Origin of the sequence: Paenibacillus sp. H1-7 (assembly GCF_022354825.1) — a bacterium.
In the GTDB taxonomy this organism is placed as follows: Bacteria; Bacillota; Bacilli; order Paenibacillales; family NBRC-103111; genus Paenibacillus_S.
In genome coordinates this window covers 6,685,184-6,701,261 of record NZ_CP031168.1, presented here as the reverse complement: position 1 = coordinate 6,701,261, position 16,078 = coordinate 6,685,184, and the positions used below count along the sequence as shown (strand labels likewise).

Genomic DNA, 16,078 nt, shown 5'->3' with positions numbered 1-16,078 from the left:
CCCCTTTAGCGTTCTTGCTTGTCCTTACTATCTTACAAGATGCGTCCGGAACAGGAAAGGAACAAAATTTTAGATATTTATCTCTTTTTTAGAAACGAAGGTAAAGCCGGAAAACAAAAGAAAAGTCTATAGTCAGAGAGCGTTCTGGCGTCGTATGATCCGAAACAGGGGCAGACAACCTGCGAAACATTGCCATAGAGAGGAAGGTGACCATGAATACAGTCATCAGACGCATTAGAAGAAACGCAGATCTGTACTTGCTGTTCCTGCCGGTTTTGGCATTCTTCATCATATTCGAGTACGTGCCGATGTACGGGGTTCAGATCGCATTTAAAGATTTTATCGCGACAAAAGGCATATGGGGGAGTCCATGGGTAGGGTTCAAGCATTTTGAGCGGTTTTTCTCCAGCTTTTATTTTTGGCGGATTATGAAAAATACGCTGGGCATCGGATTGTACCAGCTAATCGTCGGCTTTCCCGTACCGATCCTGCTCGCACTTATGATCAATGAGGTGCGTTCGAGCTTGTATCGCCGCTTCATCCAAACGGTGACGTACGCGCCGCACTTCTTGTCGACCGTCGTAGCCGTCGGTATGGTCATGATGTTTCTGTCGCCGGAGACGGGACTTGTCAATATCGTGATCCGGATATTCGGCGGAGAATCGATTCCGTTCATGACGGAGCCGGGCTGGTTCAAGACGATCTATGTGATGTCGGGCGTATGGCAGCAAATGGGATGGAGCTCGATCATTTACTTGGCTGCGCTGGCAGGCATCGATCCGCAGCTGCATGAAGCGGCGCGTATGGATGGTGCGAGCAGACTGCAGCGCATATGGCACATTAATTTACCGGGCATCATGCCGACCGTCGTTATCCTGCTCATCCTTAATGTAGGATCGATTCTCGGCGTCGGCTTCGAGAAAGTGTTCCTGATGCAGAACTCGCTTAACATGAGCGCATCGGACGTTATTTCGACCAACGTATACCGAAGCGGGATTTTGGGTGCGGAATTCAGCTACTCGGCTGCGGTCGGATTGTTCAATTCCGTCGTTAACTTCATCCTGCTGCTTACGGTGAACCGGATCGCCCGCAAAGTCAACGAAACTAGCTTATGGTAAAAAGGGGGAGCCTGTATTGCTCGAAACTCGGACAGATAAAACGATCGAGCTTGTCATCTACGCCGTCCTGGCCATCGTGACGATAACCGTGTTGTACCCCCTGATCTTCGTAGCCGTCGCGTCGCTCAGCAGCCCTGAGAGAGTAATGAACGGGGAAGTGTGGCTGTGGCCCAAGGGGCTGACGTTTGTCGGGTACGAGCGGATTTTCGACAATAAAGAAATATTGACAGGGTATATGAACACGATTCTGTACACGTTAGTCGGAACGGCAATCAACCTGGTCATGACCGTTGCGGCGGCTTATCCGCTGTCACGCCGAGATTTTTACGGCCGCAACGTGTTCACGGCGCTGATTTTGTTCACGATGTTTTTCAGCGGCGGCATGATTCCGACCTATTTGCTCATCAAAAAGCTCGGTATGCTGAATACGTTCTGGGCGCTAGTTATTCCTTCCGCTCTCTCGGTGTGGAACATTCTAATCATGCGCACGTTTTTCCAGAGCAGCATTCCTTGGGAAATTCAGGAGTCCGCCAGCATAGACGGATGCTCCAATATGCAGACCCTGGTGCGGATCGTCCTGCCGCTGTCGGCGCCGATTATCGCTGTTATGGTGCTGTTCTACAGCGTAGGGCATTGGAATGCATACTTCAATGCGCTGCTTTATTTGACGGACCGGGCCAAATACCCGCTGCAGCTTATCCTGCGGGAAATTCTTGTGCAGGGCCAGATGCAGGAGATGGTCGACGTCAGCGACACGAGTCTGGCCAAGAGCGTGATGGATGCGGAAGCGATCAAATATGCAGCCGTCATCGTCGCCAATTTGCCGGTGCTAGTGCTGTATCCGTTTTTACAGAAATATTTCGTCAAAGGCATCATGGTGGGAGCTATTAAAGGGTAACCAAGGACAAGTTTCAACTCCGTATTAAGATTCAATCGATTGAGGCCTTATCTCAAGTTATACTATATATTGGATGGATTCGAGGAGGAACTACAAATGATGAAACGTAACAAATGGATCGCATCGATGCTTACCGTGACGATGGCCGGCGGCATGCTGGCCGCTTGCAGCTCCGGTGACGGAAAAGAGCAGGCCAAGCCGGGCGCCGCGGATGCGGGCAAGGGCGTCAATCCTACGGGGATGCCGATTGTCAATACGCCGCTTAATCTGAAATTTTTCACAGGGAAATCGCCTACGAACGGCAACAAGTTCGAGGACACGCTGGTTTGGAAGGAATATGCCAAAATGTCCAACATGAACGTCACCTTCGAGCTGATCCCGTTCGAAAACTTGACGGAGAAGAAGAATCTGGTGCTGGCCGGCGGCGATTACCCGGATGCGTTTTATTCTGCTCGACTGTCCGCGGCGGAGCTGTCCAAGTACGGCAGCCAGGGCGTCTTCGTCAAGCTGAACGATATGATCGACAAGTATGCGCCTAACTTCAAGAAGCTGATGGACAAATACCCGGATATCCGCAAAGGCTTGACGATGCCGGACGGCAACATTTATTCGCTGCCTTCCTTCTATGATCCGAGCTTCCTGCCGATGCTGATCGGTACGCCGCTGTGGGTGAACAAGGAATGGCTCGACAAGCTGGGAATGGAAGAGCCTAAGACGACAGAGGAATTTTACCAATATTTGAAGAAAGTAAAAGATACGGATTTGAACGGGAACGGCCAAAAGGACGAAATTCCGTACAGCAGCGCAGGCATCGGCAACCTGATTAATCAGGTTAAGGGCGCATGGGGTCTTGGTAACCGCGGTCTGGGACATGCGTATGTCGATATGGATCCGGCTTCGAACAAGCTGAGATTTACGAAGACCGATCCGAAATATAAGGAAATGCTGCAGTATGTGAACAAGCTGTATGCGGAAGGACTTTTGGATAAGGAAATTTTCACGATCAAGGACAGCGCGCTCTATGCGAAAGGGCAAAAAGGCGTGCTCGGCTCCACCGTTATCCCGAATCCGGCAACATTGATGAATCAGAAAAACTACATCGGTCTGGGCGCACTGAAAGGGCCGCAAGGCGACCAGCTGTACTCTCACGTCAAAGTGCCTATGGTGCACGTCGGAGCTTTTGCGATTACGAACAAAAACCCGAATCCGGAAGCTACGCTTCGCTGGATGGATTACTTCTACAGCGAGGAAGGCGCGAAGTTCTACTTCATGGGGCAAAAGGACGTAACGTACAAAGAAGGCGCCGAAGGCAAGATGGAATACGTGGACGACATCACGAAAAATCCTCAAGGCTTGACCCAGGACCAAGCACTCGCCAAATACTTCACTTGGCTCGGCGGAAGCTATCCGGGTTATGTGACGGAGAAATGGTTCAAAGGCTCCGAGACGCTTCCTGAAGCGATTGCGACAGGCAAGAAGGCTCAGCCGAACGCCGTGAAGGAGATCTGGAACAACTTCAACTTCACCGATGCGGAGAATGAAATTATGTCTTCGGTAGGCAAGGACATCACGTCCTATGTAACGGAGATGGAGGCGAAGTTCGTTAACGGCTCGGCCTCGTTCGATGAGTGGGACAAATATGTGGCAACGGTGCAAAAAATGGGACTCGACCAGTACATGAAAACGTATCAGGCGGCTTATGAAAGGTACAGCAAGTCCAAATGATGACGGAGAACAACAAGGAGATCAAGGACGGGAAGCCGAAAGGCAAATCCCGTCTGCGCCTCGGGCTGGAGCTTGCTCTGGCCTTGTTCGCGCTGTTCGGGATCGCGGCGCTGGCCTTCACCCAATGGAAGCCGGAGGAGCAGGCTACACCTGCTCCGGCTCCGGTTCCGTCGGCGGCTCCAGCCGAGAAGCTGCGGACCGGCGAGGTGTTCGATGCATCCAAATATAAAGGGATGCTTACGGTAAGGTACTTGTACCTGGATGGCGACGTGCTCATGGGAGACAGCATTCTTATTCAGTCCCCGGACGGGAAGACGATGCTGATTGACGCAGGAGTTAACGACGCCGGGCAGCAGGTGGTCGGTTATTTGAACAAGCTCGGCATCGACAGCATCGATATCGCGCTGAATACGCACCCGCATTCCGACCATATAGGCGGTTTTGCTACGGTAGTCAGAAGCAAGGACGTCAAGGCGTTCTATATGGAAAATTTCCCGTATACGAACTCGAGCTACTACCGCAGAACGATGGAAGCCGTCCAGGCCAAGCAAATTCCCGTCACCTTCCTGGAGGAAGGATCGAAGTTCCAGCTGGGCAGCGAGGTATCGATTGAAGTGCTGAGCCCTCCGAAGGGCGCGCTGCCGGACGCCATCAAATCGTATTCGGCTGCGGAAATCAATGATTTCTCCATGGTGTTCAAGCTGATGTACAAGGACACTTCGTATTTGTTCACGGCCGACATTTACAAGCACCGCGAGGTGGAGCTGGTTGGCTCCGCGACGGCGGAGCCGCTGCTGAAGAGCATGATGATGCACGCGCCTCATCACGGCAACGAATCGACGTCGTCCTCGGATATTTTCCTGACAACCGTCAGCCCGTCGATTGCGGTTCTGAGCCAGAACCTGTTCGTCAGTCCGAATTTGATGGAACGTTATAAGAAAAAGGGAATTACCGCTTATTCAACCGGAATGCACGGTAATGTGCTGATCACGTCCGACGGCAAGACCATGAACGTGATTACGGAGCGGGAGGGCAAGCGCCCCATTAAGTCCGGGACAACCGGCGTTTCCATGGAAGAGAAGTGAAAGGAGATCACAAGCTTATGAAGGCAGCTGTAGTAGGTTGCGGTATTATGGGGAGAACGCACGCCAAAAATTGGGTCTCGGTACCGGGAGTCGAATTGGTCGGCGTGTGCGATATCGACAAGGATTTGGCGGAGAAGGTGGCCGGATCGAACAAGACAAAAGCCTATACTTCGTTTGCGGAGCTGCTTGAGGCCGAAAAGCCCGACGTCGTAAGCGTCTGCGTACCGACATTTTTGCACAAGGAGCTTGTGCTGCAAGCCGCCGAGGCAGGGGTACATATAGTCTGTGAGAAGCCGATTGCTTCTACGCTTACGGATGCGGCGGAAATGATCGCCGCCTGCAAGGTGCACGGTGTGCGGCTGTTCATCGCGCATGTCGTGCGGTTTTTCCCGAGCTATCGGGACTTGTCGGCCAAGCTGAAGGCCGGCGTCATCGGCGAGCCGGGCGTAATCCATACGAAGCGGGTCGGAGGCCATCCGGGCCGGGCGAAGTCTTGGTATTGCGACCAAGAGAAGAGCGGGGGCGTAATTCTAGACCTGCTCATTCATGATATAGACTATTTGCGAAACGCCGTAGGCGAAGTCGAATCCGTCTTTGCCTTGAAGCGGATGACGGAGGAAGCGGATTATGCGCTCGTAACGCTTCGATTCGCCAATGGAGCCATTGCGAATCTGGAAGGGTATTGGGGTTATCCGGGGCCGTTTACAACTGCTGTTGAAATGGCCGGTACGAAAGGAGTGCTTCGTTATCACTCCGACGATGCGGTCTCTTTGAAGGTGCTCTCGTCACGTAAAGCTTCGGATATCGGTCCGAGCGTTGCCGTGCCGAAAAGTCCGGCATACCACGATCCGTATTATTACGAATTGGAGCACTTTGCCCAATGCCTTGCCAACGGTACGGAGCCGATAGTAAGCACCGAGGACGCTTATCAGGCGATGAGCATCGCCTTCGCCGCCGTCGCTTCGGCACAAAGCGGCAAGCCGGTGCGCATGGACGATTTTGCACAAGAGCGCGCCTTGAAAGGAGACAATTCCGATGTCTGATTCCGTTAAACTAAAAATCGGCATGATCAGCTTCGCCCATTCTCACGGGCGCAGTTATTTCAAAGAGCTGGCGGGGATGCCGGACGTAGAAATCGTCGCGATTGCGGACAACGACAAGTCCCGTGTCCAGTCGCTGCTGGATTCGTATGGTGTCGCCTATTATGAGGATCATCAGGAGCTGCTGCAGCTGAAGGAGATCGTAGCCGTCGTCATTTGCTCGGAAAATGTTCATCACGCCCGCCTCGCTCTGGATGCCGCCCGTGCAGGGAAGCATGTGATATGCGAAAAGCCGCTGGGCGTTACGGTCCAGGAAATGCAGGAGATGATCCGGGTTTGCAAGGAGAACGGCGTGCAGCTGATGACGGCGTTCCCCTGCCGCTATTTGCCTGCGGTCGTGAGTGCCAAAGAAGCGGTTGAACGCGGCGACATCGGTGAGATCATCGCCATTAAAGGAACGAACCGCGGCTCCATGCCGGGCAGCTGGTTCGTGAATCCCGCCCTGTCCGGCGGAGGCGCGGTACTGGATCATACCGTCCACGTGATGGATTTGATGCGGTGGATTACCGGCAGCGAGCCGGCTCAAGTATATTGCGAGATGGGCACCTTGTTCCATGAGCTGCCTGTGGAAGATTCGGGCATGGTGCACGTGACGTTCGATAACGGCACCATCGCCGTATTGGACACGAGCTGGTCGCGCAGCAAGTCGTTCCCGTTCTGGGGCGACGTGACCATGGAGATCATCGGCACGAACGGCGTCATCAGCGTCGATGCGTTCGGTCAGAAGAACGAAGTGTACAGCAACGATGCGGCCAAATCGCAATGGAGCCATTGGGGCGACCGGATGGACCATTACATGCTGCAGGATTTCGTCCGCGCGATCAAGGAGAACGCGCCGGCTCCGATCAGTGGGGAAGACGGCATGCACTCGGCGGCGGTAGCTCTGGCCGCATACGAGTCGGTGAAGCGCAAAGCTTCCGTCTCCATTAGCGAGCTGCTAGGATAAGATGAATCTGCTGCTCCTTATGCATAGATAAGCTCTTAACCGCGGGAGTGCAGCATGGACTGTACAGGCCGAAGCGTATCGGCATTCCCGCAAGCGATAGCGGCGTTTATCCAGGGCTTTAGCAGCCAGGGTAACACGCCGCTTTTTGTTGGCAGCTCCAAGCTAAGCAGTTCCAAACTCAGCCGTTCCAAATTCATCTGTTCCAAACTCAGCTGTTCTTAGGCACAAAGAAAGGAAGTCTTGCTCATCCATGACCCGCCATTTTATCTTCCGCTGCCTCATCTGCCTTATGGCTCTTTGCTTTCCGGCCGCTGCCGCACAAGCGCATAACTATAATAACGGGTACTCCTATGTGACGATTCAGGAGCAGGACCATTCGGTCGAGTACGAGCTGCTCCTGCCTTTTCCCATCTTGCTGCAGTACGATACGGACGGGAATGAGCTGATAAGCGATGAGGAGCTGAAGATGAACAAGGCTGCTATCGAAGCGTATTTGTACAAGCATCTGGAGCTGTTCAACAACGAAATCGCCATGGATGCGGAGCTGGTCAGCCTGGGGACGGCGATTCAAAAGCAAACGGAGGACACTGTCGTAAGGGCGGAGCTGAAGTATAGCTCCTCCATGCCGATAGGGAGCCTGACGATTTTGTATAAATTGATATTCGACGACATAGATTCGGGTCACCAAAACTATATTCAGTTGTTCCAGGGAGATCGCCAGCTCATTGGGCATTGGGTGGCGGAGAAAGGCACCGGCGCGATCCGATACATGCCGGACGGCGGTCAACCGTTCACAGCCTCGCTGCTCGGAGCGTATATGGCGGTGGGGGCGCAGCATACGGTGCGAAGCCTGTTCAGCTGGTTCGCTCTGCTCTCGCTCTCGCTTGCGGCAGGAACGTTCAAAGAAGGGTCGGCTTCCGTGGCGCAAGCCTCGCTGTACTGCCTGATCGGGCTTGTCGGGATGGACAAGCTGTCCTCCGGCATGGGCTCGCTATGGATGAGCCTCTGCGGGCTCATAGCGCCGGGCCTTGTCGTATTGTGCATCGTACTGACTCGCTGGAGGGCCAAGACGAAGCTGGCCGCCGGCCTGATCGGATTGGCGTGGGGCATCGCATCCGCGCCGATGATCGGCTCGCTGCAGCTCGGCAGCCAGTTCAAGCTGGTCTCCCTGGTGCTGTACACGGCGGGTGGACTGGCGGCCTGGCTCGCCATGATGTATGTGCTTCATGTGGTGAAGCAGCTCGTCCCGTTGCAGGAAGCAGGACATTGGAGCAGGCGAATCGGTCTGCTTCGCAAGCCGCTTTTTGTCCTTGCATGCGTATCGGCATGGCTTCAAATTTGATACGAGAATGGGGAAATAGATCCGCATGGATATGATGACCGTGATTTTCATGTATATTAACCTGGGGCTGGAGCATATTTTGACCGGATATGATCATTTGTTGTTTCTATTGGCGCTGATCATCGTCTCCGAACGGTTCGCCGTCATTTTAAAAATCGTTACCGCCTTCACCATCGCTCACAGCATCACCTTATGCCTTGCGGCATTGGGCCTGATCCCGGTCTATCCGAAATGGATAGAAGCAGGAATTGCTTTGACGATTTGCTATGTTGCGGTCGAAAATTTCTTCGTCCGGTCGTTCCGCTGGCGCTGGGTGCTGACGTTTCTGTTCGGCTTGATCCACGGGCTGGGTTTCGCGAGCTCGATCAGCGAAATCGGCTTTCATACCGGCTATTTGGTCACCTCGCTTGTATCCTTCAATGTCGGTATTGAGCTAGGCCAGCTGGGAATCGTTGCGGTTCTGCTGCCTATACTGTCCCGTTTGCGCAAGCAAACAGGGGTGTACACGTGGTTTTTCCGCGCCACGTCCGCGTGCATATTGGTTATCGGCTTGTATTGGGTCGTGGAGCGAATATGGGGCGGCGTGTAGCGCGGATCACCTTGAAAAGGAACAACACCTAATTAGAATACGACAAAAAAGCCTCCAGCGTCATCGACGTTGAAGGCTTTTTTCACTGCTTTCCTTTCCTTGCTTGAGCGTTACTTCTTCAATTGCTGCTCGATATTTTTGTTGACGGCTTCTTCCGCCGTGCGTAATGCCGTGTTAATATCCACGCTGTTCTGTGTTACGGCTGTGACCGCGTCGCCCATCGGCTTGCCTACGGCGCTGCTGTCAAGAACATGGAATGGCGGCAGCGGAGCCATTTTATTTTTGAAAATCGCATCGATGTTTTTGTTTTTCAAGCTTTGGTAGTTTTCGCCGAGATGCTTCCGGATTTCCTTATCCGTCTGAACCGGGATTCTTCCGGTCTTGGCTACTTCTACTTGCACATCACGGGATGTGGTCAAATATTGAATGATTTCGAACGCTTCGTCCTTGTGCTGGCTTTGGGACGAGACCATAAGAATGTGCGCATCGACTTTGGCTCCAACGCCCGGCTTATCCGGGAAAGACGGAGTGGTTACAAGATCCCAATTCAGCGGCGTCCCCGCTTTGTGCGCCTCCTCCAGCTTGGAGACCGTATCGGTCCACCAGAAGGAATACATCGCCAGCGTCTGGTCCTTCGTAAATCCGTCCATCCCTTTCAGCTTGCCGATATCCGGTATCGAGTTAATATCCTTCAGAAGCTGCAGCACCTTGCCGTAGCCCTCGCTGTTGACCAGAGCCTTGTTCGTCTTCGGATCGATCTTCGGCAGTGACAGCTGGCTTCCCAGCGTATCCCAGCTTCCCGGGTTCAAGCCCTGATAAGTCACGCCGCCGTCGTTGCGCGTTACTTTGCGGGCCAGCTCGACGATCTCCGTCCAGGTCATGCCGTCTTTGGGATAAGGCACGCCGAAACGGTCGAAAATATCCTTGTTATAGAACAAGGCTGTCGTTCCCATGTAAAAAGGCAGCGCTACGAGCTTGCCGTCGCGAAACCCTTTGAGGGCATCCAGCGCCACCGGTTCAAATTTGGATAAATCGACTCCGTTTTGTTTGATCCGGTCGTCGATCTCCAGAGGAATGCCTACATCCGTCAAGTTAGGGATATAGTAAAAGCCGGTCAGCAAAATATCGGGGATCGCTCCGGCGGCAATCCGGTCGGTGATTTCGTTGCCTTTGGCTTTCTCGCTTCGCTCCAAGGTAACATTCGGATACTTGGCCTTTACCGGTTTGGCGATCAAATTGTCAAAGTCCTCCGCCAGCATCGGCACTTCGGTAAATACGCTCAGAGTAATCGGATTGGTGCCGATTTTGCTTTGAGCTTGGGGCTTGCCTTCCGGAGGCGGCGCCGCCTCTTCCTTGCCACAGCCGGCACCAATTCCGGCTACCAGCGTCAAGGTTAATAATGATGCACTCCATTGTTTTTTCATTCTCGTTAGACTCCTTTTCATTCAGGTACGGTTCTCTCTTTTTCTGAGTGACCCTCTTTTTTGTTAGCGTTTTCAGTAACTCTTATTTTAGTTGGTTTTTCCTGCAATTAAGATGGTTAAAGTTAACCTTTTTTTGTATTTAATTAACATGGGCTTATGGAAGACGGATACTTTGCCCTAAGAAATGGAATGATACAAGGTGATTTTATGGGTAGGCGGATGTCCAATATGTGCCCCATACCATAGTGCAAGATGTTGAATCTTTGCAGGGTCAGCTTGTTAAGTTATTGTTAATGTGTTGAATGATCCAGGTTGTACTTAACAGATTTCTATATTCGGAGGCAGAACATGCAGAAGGAATTTACGATTGCGAATCCGTTAGGAATCCATTCCCGACCGGCCGGAGACGTCATGAAGAAAGCCAAGTCGTTTCCATGTGAAATAAGCATTATCAAAAACGATAAACGGGTTAACGCCAAAAGCATCGTAGGCGTATTGGCGCTCGAGATGCGCTGTGGAGATAAAGTAACGGTGGAGACGAAGGGCGAGCGGGAGCAGGAAGCACTGGATGAGCTCGGAGCGATGCTCGAATCGGTTCTGGAATAGATGTCGAAAGACGGGATAGAGGAGGTGGTTGGCGCCATGCGGTTACAAGGGATTGCTGCTGCATCCGGATTTGCGATGGGGCCGGCGTTTATGCTTCAGGAACGTTCCGGGACGGTTGAAAAATATAATGTTGCCGAGGATCGAGTGCAAGCTGAAGCATCTCGGCTTCAAGAGCATGTTCAGCTCGCCATCCGTCAGCTGGAAGCGCTCATCGTTCAGACGCGGAACAATGTAGGGGAAGAGCAGGCCAAAATTTTCGAATCGCAAATTTTGCTGCTTGAGGACGAGGAATTTACGGGCGCAGCCGTACAATCCGTTCTATCCGAGCGTATCAATGCGGAAGCGGCGCTGGAAGCGGCTTCACAAATGATCATCTCGATATTCGAGAGCATGGAGGACGAGCATTTGCGCGAGCGGGCGGCGGATATCCGCGATGTGACGAATCGTGTCATGCGGCTGCTGAGAGGCGAAGACGGCGATCCGTTATCCGCGATTTCGGAGCCGGTCGTGCTGTTCGCCCATGATTTGACGCCTTCCGATACCGCACAGCTCGACCGCAGCAAGACGGCGGGCTTCGTTACGGCCATCGGAGGCAAGACGTCCCACTCGGCGATCATGGCCCGATCGATGGGGATACCTGCCGTAGTCGGGATGGGCGGCGCGATGACTCAAGTCCAAGCGGGCGATTACATTATTTTAGACGGGGCACAAGGAATCGTCTATGTGAATCCCGAGCCGTCCGTCATCGAAGAATACAAAGCGAAGCAGGCGAAGTTCGAAAGCCGCCGTGCTGCGCTGATGCGCTACATGAATCAGCCGACGGTCACGGCCGACGGGCATTCGGTGGAGCTAGTCGCCAATATCGGCAATCCGAAGGATGCCCACTCAGCCAAAGAGCTAGGCGCCGAGGGAGTCGGCTTGTACCGGACGGAGTTTCTGTACATGGGAAGAAACAGCTTTCCGTCGGAGGAAGAACAGTTCCAGTCGTACAAAGTGGTGGCCGAAGTATTCGGCAAAGATCAGCCTGTCGTCATCAGGACTCTCGATGTCGGCGGCGACAAGGAGCTTCCTTATTTGGAGCTGCCGAAGGAAGCGAATCCGTTCCTCGGCGTCCGTGCGATCCGGCTTTGCCTGGAGGAAACGGAGCTGTTCAAGACGCAGCTTCGCGCCATAGTAAAAGCAAGCGCCTTTGGCAATATTAAGCTCATGTATCCGATGATTGCCACGCTTAACGAGCTGCGCCAAGCGAACGGGCTGCTGGCGGAGGTCAAGGCCGAGCTCGACCGGGAAGGCATTCCGTACAACCGGGAGATGGAAGTCGGCATCATGATCGAGGTTCCCGGAGCGGCCCTCATTGCCGATCAGCTGGCGAAGGAAGTCGACTTCTTCAGCATCGGGACCAACGACCTGGTGCAGTATGTGATGGCGGCGGACCGGATGAACGAACGGTTGTCCTATTTGGCCGAACCGTTCCAGCCTGCCGTGCTGCGCTTGATTTATCAGGTCATTCAAGCTGCACACCGCGAAGGCAAGTGGGTCGGCATGTGCGGGGAAATGGCCGGCAACCTGACGGCCGTGCCGATATTGCTCGGCATGGGGCTCGACGAGTTCAGCATGAGCGCAAGCTCGGTGCTTCCGGCACGCGCGCTGCTTCATAAGCTGAATCGCGCCGACATGGAGCAGCTGGCGGAGCACGTGCTTCAGCTGGCCTCGGCGGAAGACATCAAAAGCTATGTCGAAGAGCAAGTGAAGGCTATTGCCGATTTGCGGGCTTAGACAGCACAATCACAATCGAATCGCAGGCAAACGAGGTGATTCCGATAGCACTCTCAACACGTTCACGCATGCTGCTTAAGAAAATGCTGCTCTCCCGGATGCCGCATAGAGTCAAGGAGCTGGCGCACCAATTCGATGTAAGCGAGAGAACGATCAAATATGATCTGGAGACGATTCGCGTTTGGCTGCAGGAGCAGAATGTCTTCATGCGTTCCAATCCGAGCAAGGGGATATGGATCGAATGCGACGAAGCGGAGCGAAAGTCGCTTCTGGAGCAGGTGGAGGACTCCGGCAATCACAACTGGGCCAATCAGCAGGAGCGAGTCCGCCGCATGGTGCTCGATTTGCTGCTTAGCGATTCTCATATAACGATCGGCGAATGGGGAAAGAAGAACGATGTGAGCCGGAATACGATCCTCTCGGATTTGGCGCTGGCCGAGGCGTTCTTCGCCGACTGGCAGCTCCGCCTGGAGCGCAGCCGGTTCGGCATCCGCATCGTCGGCACGGAAAAGCAGCGCCGCTCGGTGCTTGAGAATGTCATACATGACATGCTGGACGGCAACGATATGCTGCAAATCGTCCAAGGCGTCGTGCAGCGGCAAAAGCCGGCCCTGCATTTCAGCAAGGTGCTGGAGCGGCTGCTGGGTCCGGTCAAGGACCTGGATTCGCTGTTCGGCGCGTTATCCCGAATCGTAAGAGACATCGATAAGGATGTCGGAGTTCTGCTGTCCGACCGGGTCATTATCGGCGTCTTTGTCCGGCTGTGCATCGTGATCCAGAGACACCGTCAGCCCGGGGGACATGCAGAGGACTTCGCCGAATCCAGGGAGTTTTTTTCCGAGAACAGCTTGAACATGTACCATTTGTTCCGCAAGGTCTTGATCGATCTGTCGGAGCGGGAGGAATGGCGGCTCTCTGACGACGACATCTGGTTCATCAGTCTGCAGGCGATAGGAATGGCTTCGCCGTTCCCGAACGAGCAGGAGACGAACGGGGAGGGCATGCCTGACGTCTATACGGTTACGCAGGAGCTGATCGAGCATGTGGCTCGGCAAATGCAGTTTCCGTTTCAGAAGGATCCGGAGCTGTTCAACAATCTTCTTGCCCACATGTCGGACAAATTAATGAAATACAGTATCGGCGTGGCGGAGCCGAACCCGCTGCTGAAAGAAATTGTCCACTCCTACCGGACTATGTTCGATTATGTAAAGGCTGCATGCAGCGATGTATTAGGCCGCCAAGGCGTTCATTTGACAGACCCGGATATCGCTTTTATCGTGCTTCACTTTCAAACCGCCTACGAACGCAGGGCTGATCAGTATAAGTGGAAGGCGCTGATCGTTTGCGGTACGGGTCGAGGCACATCGAAGCTGCTAATGACGATCATTGAAAATGAAATTAAGCATATTCAGTTCGTAGCCTCCTGCTCGGTTATGGACGTGGAAAAGGTGCTGGACAACATCCAAGTGGATCTTGTCGTCAGCATTTTGCCTGTTAAAGCCGATGTGCCGGTGGTCGTTGTAAGCCCGATCCCGGGCAAGCACGATTTTCAGGCTATCCAGATACAGCTGAATGAGTTAGCCGGCAAGAAGGTACGCTCCGCGTCAAGAGAACGTGCAGACATAGGCCGTTCAGGAATGCTCTCTCCGGATACCGGGCAGCTGGAAAGCATGGTTCAAGACATTATTTACACCGGCTTCGAGCTGAGCAGGGACATCGTTACCCGATTCAAACCGTATTTGTCGGAGGAACGGGCGGAAGGCCTGATGCTGCACCTGCTGTTTATGGTCAATCGCCTCCATTTTAACAAGGCCTATAAGCAGTATGGAGAAACGCCTGCATTGGAAGGGTCGGCATTAGCCTTGAAGGAGGAGCTGGAGCAAGTGCTGAAAAGTAAAAATGTAAGCGCTACAGAGGGTGAGATTCATGCGATCCTCAGATACTTCGAGCCTGCAGATAGGGGAGTGGAAACATGCTGATAGATGTATTGATTGAGAACGGTACGGTCATCGATCCTTCGACCTGCACGTCAGGCAAGCGTGATGTAGCCATAGCCGGAGATCGTATCGTAGGGATGTTCGAGCCGGGTACGTTCACCGGTGAAGCCCGCCGGATGCTGGATGCAGAAGGCTGTCTGGTCACTCCGGGGCTGATCGATATTCACGCTCATATATTCGAAGCGGTGCCGGAGATGGGAGTGCGTCCCGATAGTGTCGGCATAGATCAGGGAGTCACGACCGTAGTCGATGCAGGAAGTGCGGGAGAGCGCAATTTCGACGCCTTCGTGGAGAACAGTGTGAAAACCAATGCGACGCAAGTGCTTGCATGGTTGAACATTGCGGGTCCCGGCCTCGTAGAAGGCAGATCGGAGCTCGCGAATACGGATAACCTCGTGGCGGATCGAACGTTGGCCTGTATCGAGCGCTACCCGGAGCTGATCGTAGGAATCAAGGCGCGGATGAGCGGCTCGGTCGTCAAGGACAACGGCATTTATCCACTGGCTGTAGCCAAATCCGTCGCTCGGCGGGCCGGTCTCCCTGTCATGGTTCATATCGGCAATGCGCCGCCGAGCCTGGGCGAGGTGCTCGATTTGCTGGACGACGGCGATGTCGTCACCCATGCGTTTCACGGCAAACGCGGCGGCATGATAGGCGAGGACGGGCAGCTAATCCCGCAGGCGCGCAAGGCGCTGGCTCGCGGCGTCCGGTTCGACGTAGGGCACGGCAGCTCCAGCTTCAGCTTCGATACGATGAAGAAGGCACGCGAATTAAGGATAACGCCTTATTCAATCAGCACGGATTTGTATTTGGAAAACCTGCTGAGGGGGCCGGTGTACAGCCTGACCACGACGATGACGAAGTTTTTGGCGCTAGGGTATTCGATAGAGCAAATCGTCGAGTGGACTACTCTCGCGCCGGCACGCATTCTGCGCAGGTCTGACGAGCTCGGAACATTGAAGGAAGGAACCGTCGCCGACATCACGATTCTTAAGATCGCAGAGCAGAACGTAGAGCTGGTGGATTCGGAGAATGCCCGCCTTACGTTCGACAAGCTGATTCAAGCGCAATACACCATGAAATCCGGAGAGATCTACACATGCAAATAATTGAAACGATACTGAATGAAATTCCTGACAAAACAACGGTAACGACAGCCGAGCTGGAGCAGCTGCGCCCGCTGCTGACCTTCACGAAAGCAAGCGCGGAAGAAGCGGGATTGACCTTGACTCACGATAAGCTTCTCATTATCGGCATCCATCTGCTGGCTTATATGCGCCGAGTCCGCAACAACGAATATTTGCCGGAGCTGGAGGAAAGCATGTTTGAAGAAGTCACCCCGGAGCTGGTCGAATTAAGCAAGCGGGTGCTTAGCAGCTATGAAGCAGGAGCTGAGCGCAAGCTCGATGCGGCGGAAATTTTTTATTTGACGGTACATTTTGAAGCAGCCAAATTTAACGAAGAGGAGTAAT

The 16,078-nt window shown here is 53.6% G+C and carries 14 protein-coding genes; 13 read left to right on the top strand and 1 reads right to left on the bottom strand.

All coding sequences use genetic code 11. The annotated features are described in order from the left end of the window. Positions 1 to 212 precede the first annotated feature (212 nt). The 8 genes from DVH26_RS29605 to DVH26_RS29570 all read left to right on the top strand — a co-directional run bounded on the left by DVH26_RS29605 (position 213) and on the right by DVH26_RS29570 (position 8,803). Positions 213 to 1,118 (top strand): ABC transporter permease, encoded by a 906-nt coding sequence (locus DVH26_RS29605; protein ID WP_239628510.1) that lies wholly within the window; start codon positions 213 to 215, stop codon positions 1,116 to 1,118. Positions 1,119 to 1,161: 43 nt separating this feature from the next. Beyond that, entirely contained in the window at positions 1,162 to 2,016 is an 855-nt protein-coding gene (locus DVH26_RS29600) for a carbohydrate ABC transporter permease (RefSeq protein WP_379462228.1), read from the top strand. Between the two features lie 99 nt (positions 2,017 to 2,115). Next, positions 2,116 to 3,741, top strand: coding sequence for a type 2 periplasmic-binding domain-containing protein (locus DVH26_RS29595; RefSeq protein WP_239635536.1), 1,626 nt, complete (start codon positions 2,116 to 2,118; stop codon positions 3,739 to 3,741). Further along, entirely contained in the window at positions 3,738 to 4,826 is a 1,089-nt protein-coding gene (locus tag DVH26_RS29590) for a ComEC/Rec2 family competence protein (RefSeq protein ID WP_239628506.1), read from the top strand. The genes DVH26_RS29595 and DVH26_RS29590 overlap by 4 nt, the downstream gene beginning before the upstream one ends. Positions 4,827 to 4,843: 17 nt before the next feature. Next, positions 4,844 to 5,869 carry a Gfo/Idh/MocA family protein gene (locus tag DVH26_RS29585; RefSeq protein ID WP_239628504.1) on the top strand — a complete coding sequence of 342 codons (1,026 nt, stop codon included), beginning with the start codon at positions 4,844 to 4,846 and terminating at the stop codon, positions 5,867 to 5,869. Continuing rightward, positions 5,862 to 6,872: a Gfo/Idh/MocA family protein gene (locus DVH26_RS29580; RefSeq protein WP_239628502.1), complete on the top strand. Its 1,011-nt coding sequence runs from the start codon at positions 5,862 to 5,864 to the stop codon at positions 6,870 to 6,872. Before DVH26_RS29585 ends, DVH26_RS29580 begins: the two co-directional genes overlap by 8 nt. A 250-nt stretch (positions 6,873 to 7,122) precedes the next feature. Further along, positions 7,123 to 8,214: a hypothetical protein gene (locus tag DVH26_RS29575; RefSeq protein ID WP_239628500.1), complete on the top strand. Its 1,092-nt coding sequence runs from the start codon at positions 7,123 to 7,125 to the stop codon at positions 8,212 to 8,214. Positions 8,215 to 8,239: 25 nt separating this feature from the next. After that, positions 8,240 to 8,803 (top strand): HupE/UreJ family protein, encoded by a 564-nt coding sequence (locus tag DVH26_RS29570; protein WP_239628498.1) that lies wholly within the window; start codon positions 8,240 to 8,242, stop codon positions 8,801 to 8,803. Positions 8,804 to 8,913: 110 nt separating this feature from the next. Here the strand turns inward: DVH26_RS29570 and DVH26_RS29565 are convergent, their stop codons facing one another. Then, positions 8,914 to 10,227 (bottom strand): ABC transporter substrate-binding protein, encoded by a 1,314-nt coding sequence (locus DVH26_RS29565; RefSeq protein WP_239628497.1) that lies wholly within the window; start codon positions 10,225 to 10,227, stop codon positions 8,914 to 8,916. A 348-nt stretch (positions 10,228 to 10,575) separates the two neighbouring features. On the opposite strand from DVH26_RS29565, the gene DVH26_RS29560 reads away from it, so the two are divergent. Genes DVH26_RS29560 through DVH26_RS29540 form a run of 5 tightly spaced genes read left to right on the top strand, consistent with a single transcriptional unit; the run spans position 10,576 to position 16,077 of the window. Beyond that, positions 10,576 to 10,833: an HPr family phosphocarrier protein gene (locus tag DVH26_RS29560; RefSeq protein WP_239628495.1), complete on the top strand. Its 258-nt coding sequence runs from the start codon at positions 10,576 to 10,578 to the stop codon at positions 10,831 to 10,833. Positions 10,834 to 10,869: 36 nt separating this feature from the next. Further along, positions 10,870 to 12,609 carry a phosphoenolpyruvate--protein phosphotransferase gene (ptsP, locus tag DVH26_RS29555; RefSeq protein ID WP_239628493.1) on the top strand — a complete coding sequence of 580 codons (1,740 nt, stop codon included), beginning with the start codon at positions 10,870 to 10,872 and terminating at the stop codon, positions 12,607 to 12,609. A gap of 35 nt (positions 12,610 to 12,644) precedes the next feature. After that, on the top strand, positions 12,645 to 14,588 hold the full coding sequence (locus DVH26_RS29550; protein WP_239628491.1) for a BglG family transcription antiterminator: 1,944 nt from the start codon (positions 12,645 to 12,647) through the stop codon (positions 14,586 to 14,588). Next, positions 14,582 to 15,715, top strand: coding sequence for an amidohydrolase/deacetylase family metallohydrolase (locus DVH26_RS29545; RefSeq protein ID WP_239628488.1), 1,134 nt, complete (start codon positions 14,582 to 14,584; stop codon positions 15,713 to 15,715). Before DVH26_RS29550 ends, DVH26_RS29545 begins: the two co-directional genes overlap by 7 nt. Further along, positions 15,706 to 16,077 carry a PRD domain-containing protein gene (locus tag DVH26_RS29540; RefSeq protein WP_239628486.1) on the top strand — a complete coding sequence of 124 codons (372 nt, stop codon included), beginning with the start codon at positions 15,706 to 15,708 and terminating at the stop codon, positions 16,075 to 16,077. The genes DVH26_RS29545 and DVH26_RS29540 overlap by 10 nt, the downstream gene beginning before the upstream one ends. The last annotated feature ends 1 nt before the right edge of the window (position 16,078 follow it).

Excerpts from the sequence above, each read along its gene's own strand:
- ptsP (WP_239628493.1), top strand. The coding sequence starts at position 10,870 with ATGCGGTTACAAGGGATTGCTGCTGCATCCGGATTTGCGATGGGGCCG.
- DVH26_RS29605 (WP_239628510.1), top strand. The coding sequence starts at position 213 with ATGAATACAGTCATCAGACGCATTAGAAGAAACGCAGATCTGTACTTG.
- DVH26_RS29575 (WP_239628500.1), top strand. The coding sequence starts at position 7,123 with ATGACCCGCCATTTTATCTTCCGCTGCCTCATCTGCCTTATGGCTCTT.
- DVH26_RS29540 (WP_239628486.1), top strand. The coding sequence starts at position 15,706 with ATGCAAATAATTGAAACGATACTGAATGAAATTCCTGACAAAACAACG.
- DVH26_RS29585 (WP_239628504.1), top strand. The coding sequence starts at position 4,844 with ATGAAGGCAGCTGTAGTAGGTTGCGGTATTATGGGGAGAACGCACGCC.
- DVH26_RS29590 (WP_239628506.1), top strand. The coding sequence starts at position 3,738 with ATGATGACGGAGAACAACAAGGAGATCAAGGACGGGAAGCCGAAAGGC.
- DVH26_RS29560 (WP_239628495.1), top strand. The coding sequence starts at position 10,576 with ATGCAGAAGGAATTTACGATTGCGAATCCGTTAGGAATCCATTCCCGA.
- DVH26_RS29595 (WP_239635536.1), top strand. The coding sequence starts at position 2,116 with ATGAAACGTAACAAATGGATCGCATCGATGCTTACCGTGACGATGGCC.
- DVH26_RS29570 (WP_239628498.1), top strand. The coding sequence starts at position 8,240 with ATGGATATGATGACCGTGATTTTCATGTATATTAACCTGGGGCTGGAG.
- DVH26_RS29565 (WP_239628497.1), bottom strand. The coding sequence starts at position 10,227 with ATGAAAAAACAATGGAGTGCATCATTATTAACCTTGACGCTGGTAGCC.
- DVH26_RS29580 (WP_239628502.1), top strand. The coding sequence starts at position 5,862 with ATGTCTGATTCCGTTAAACTAAAAATCGGCATGATCAGCTTCGCCCAT.
- DVH26_RS29545 (WP_239628488.1), top strand. The coding sequence starts at position 14,582 with ATGCTGATAGATGTATTGATTGAGAACGGTACGGTCATCGATCCTTCG.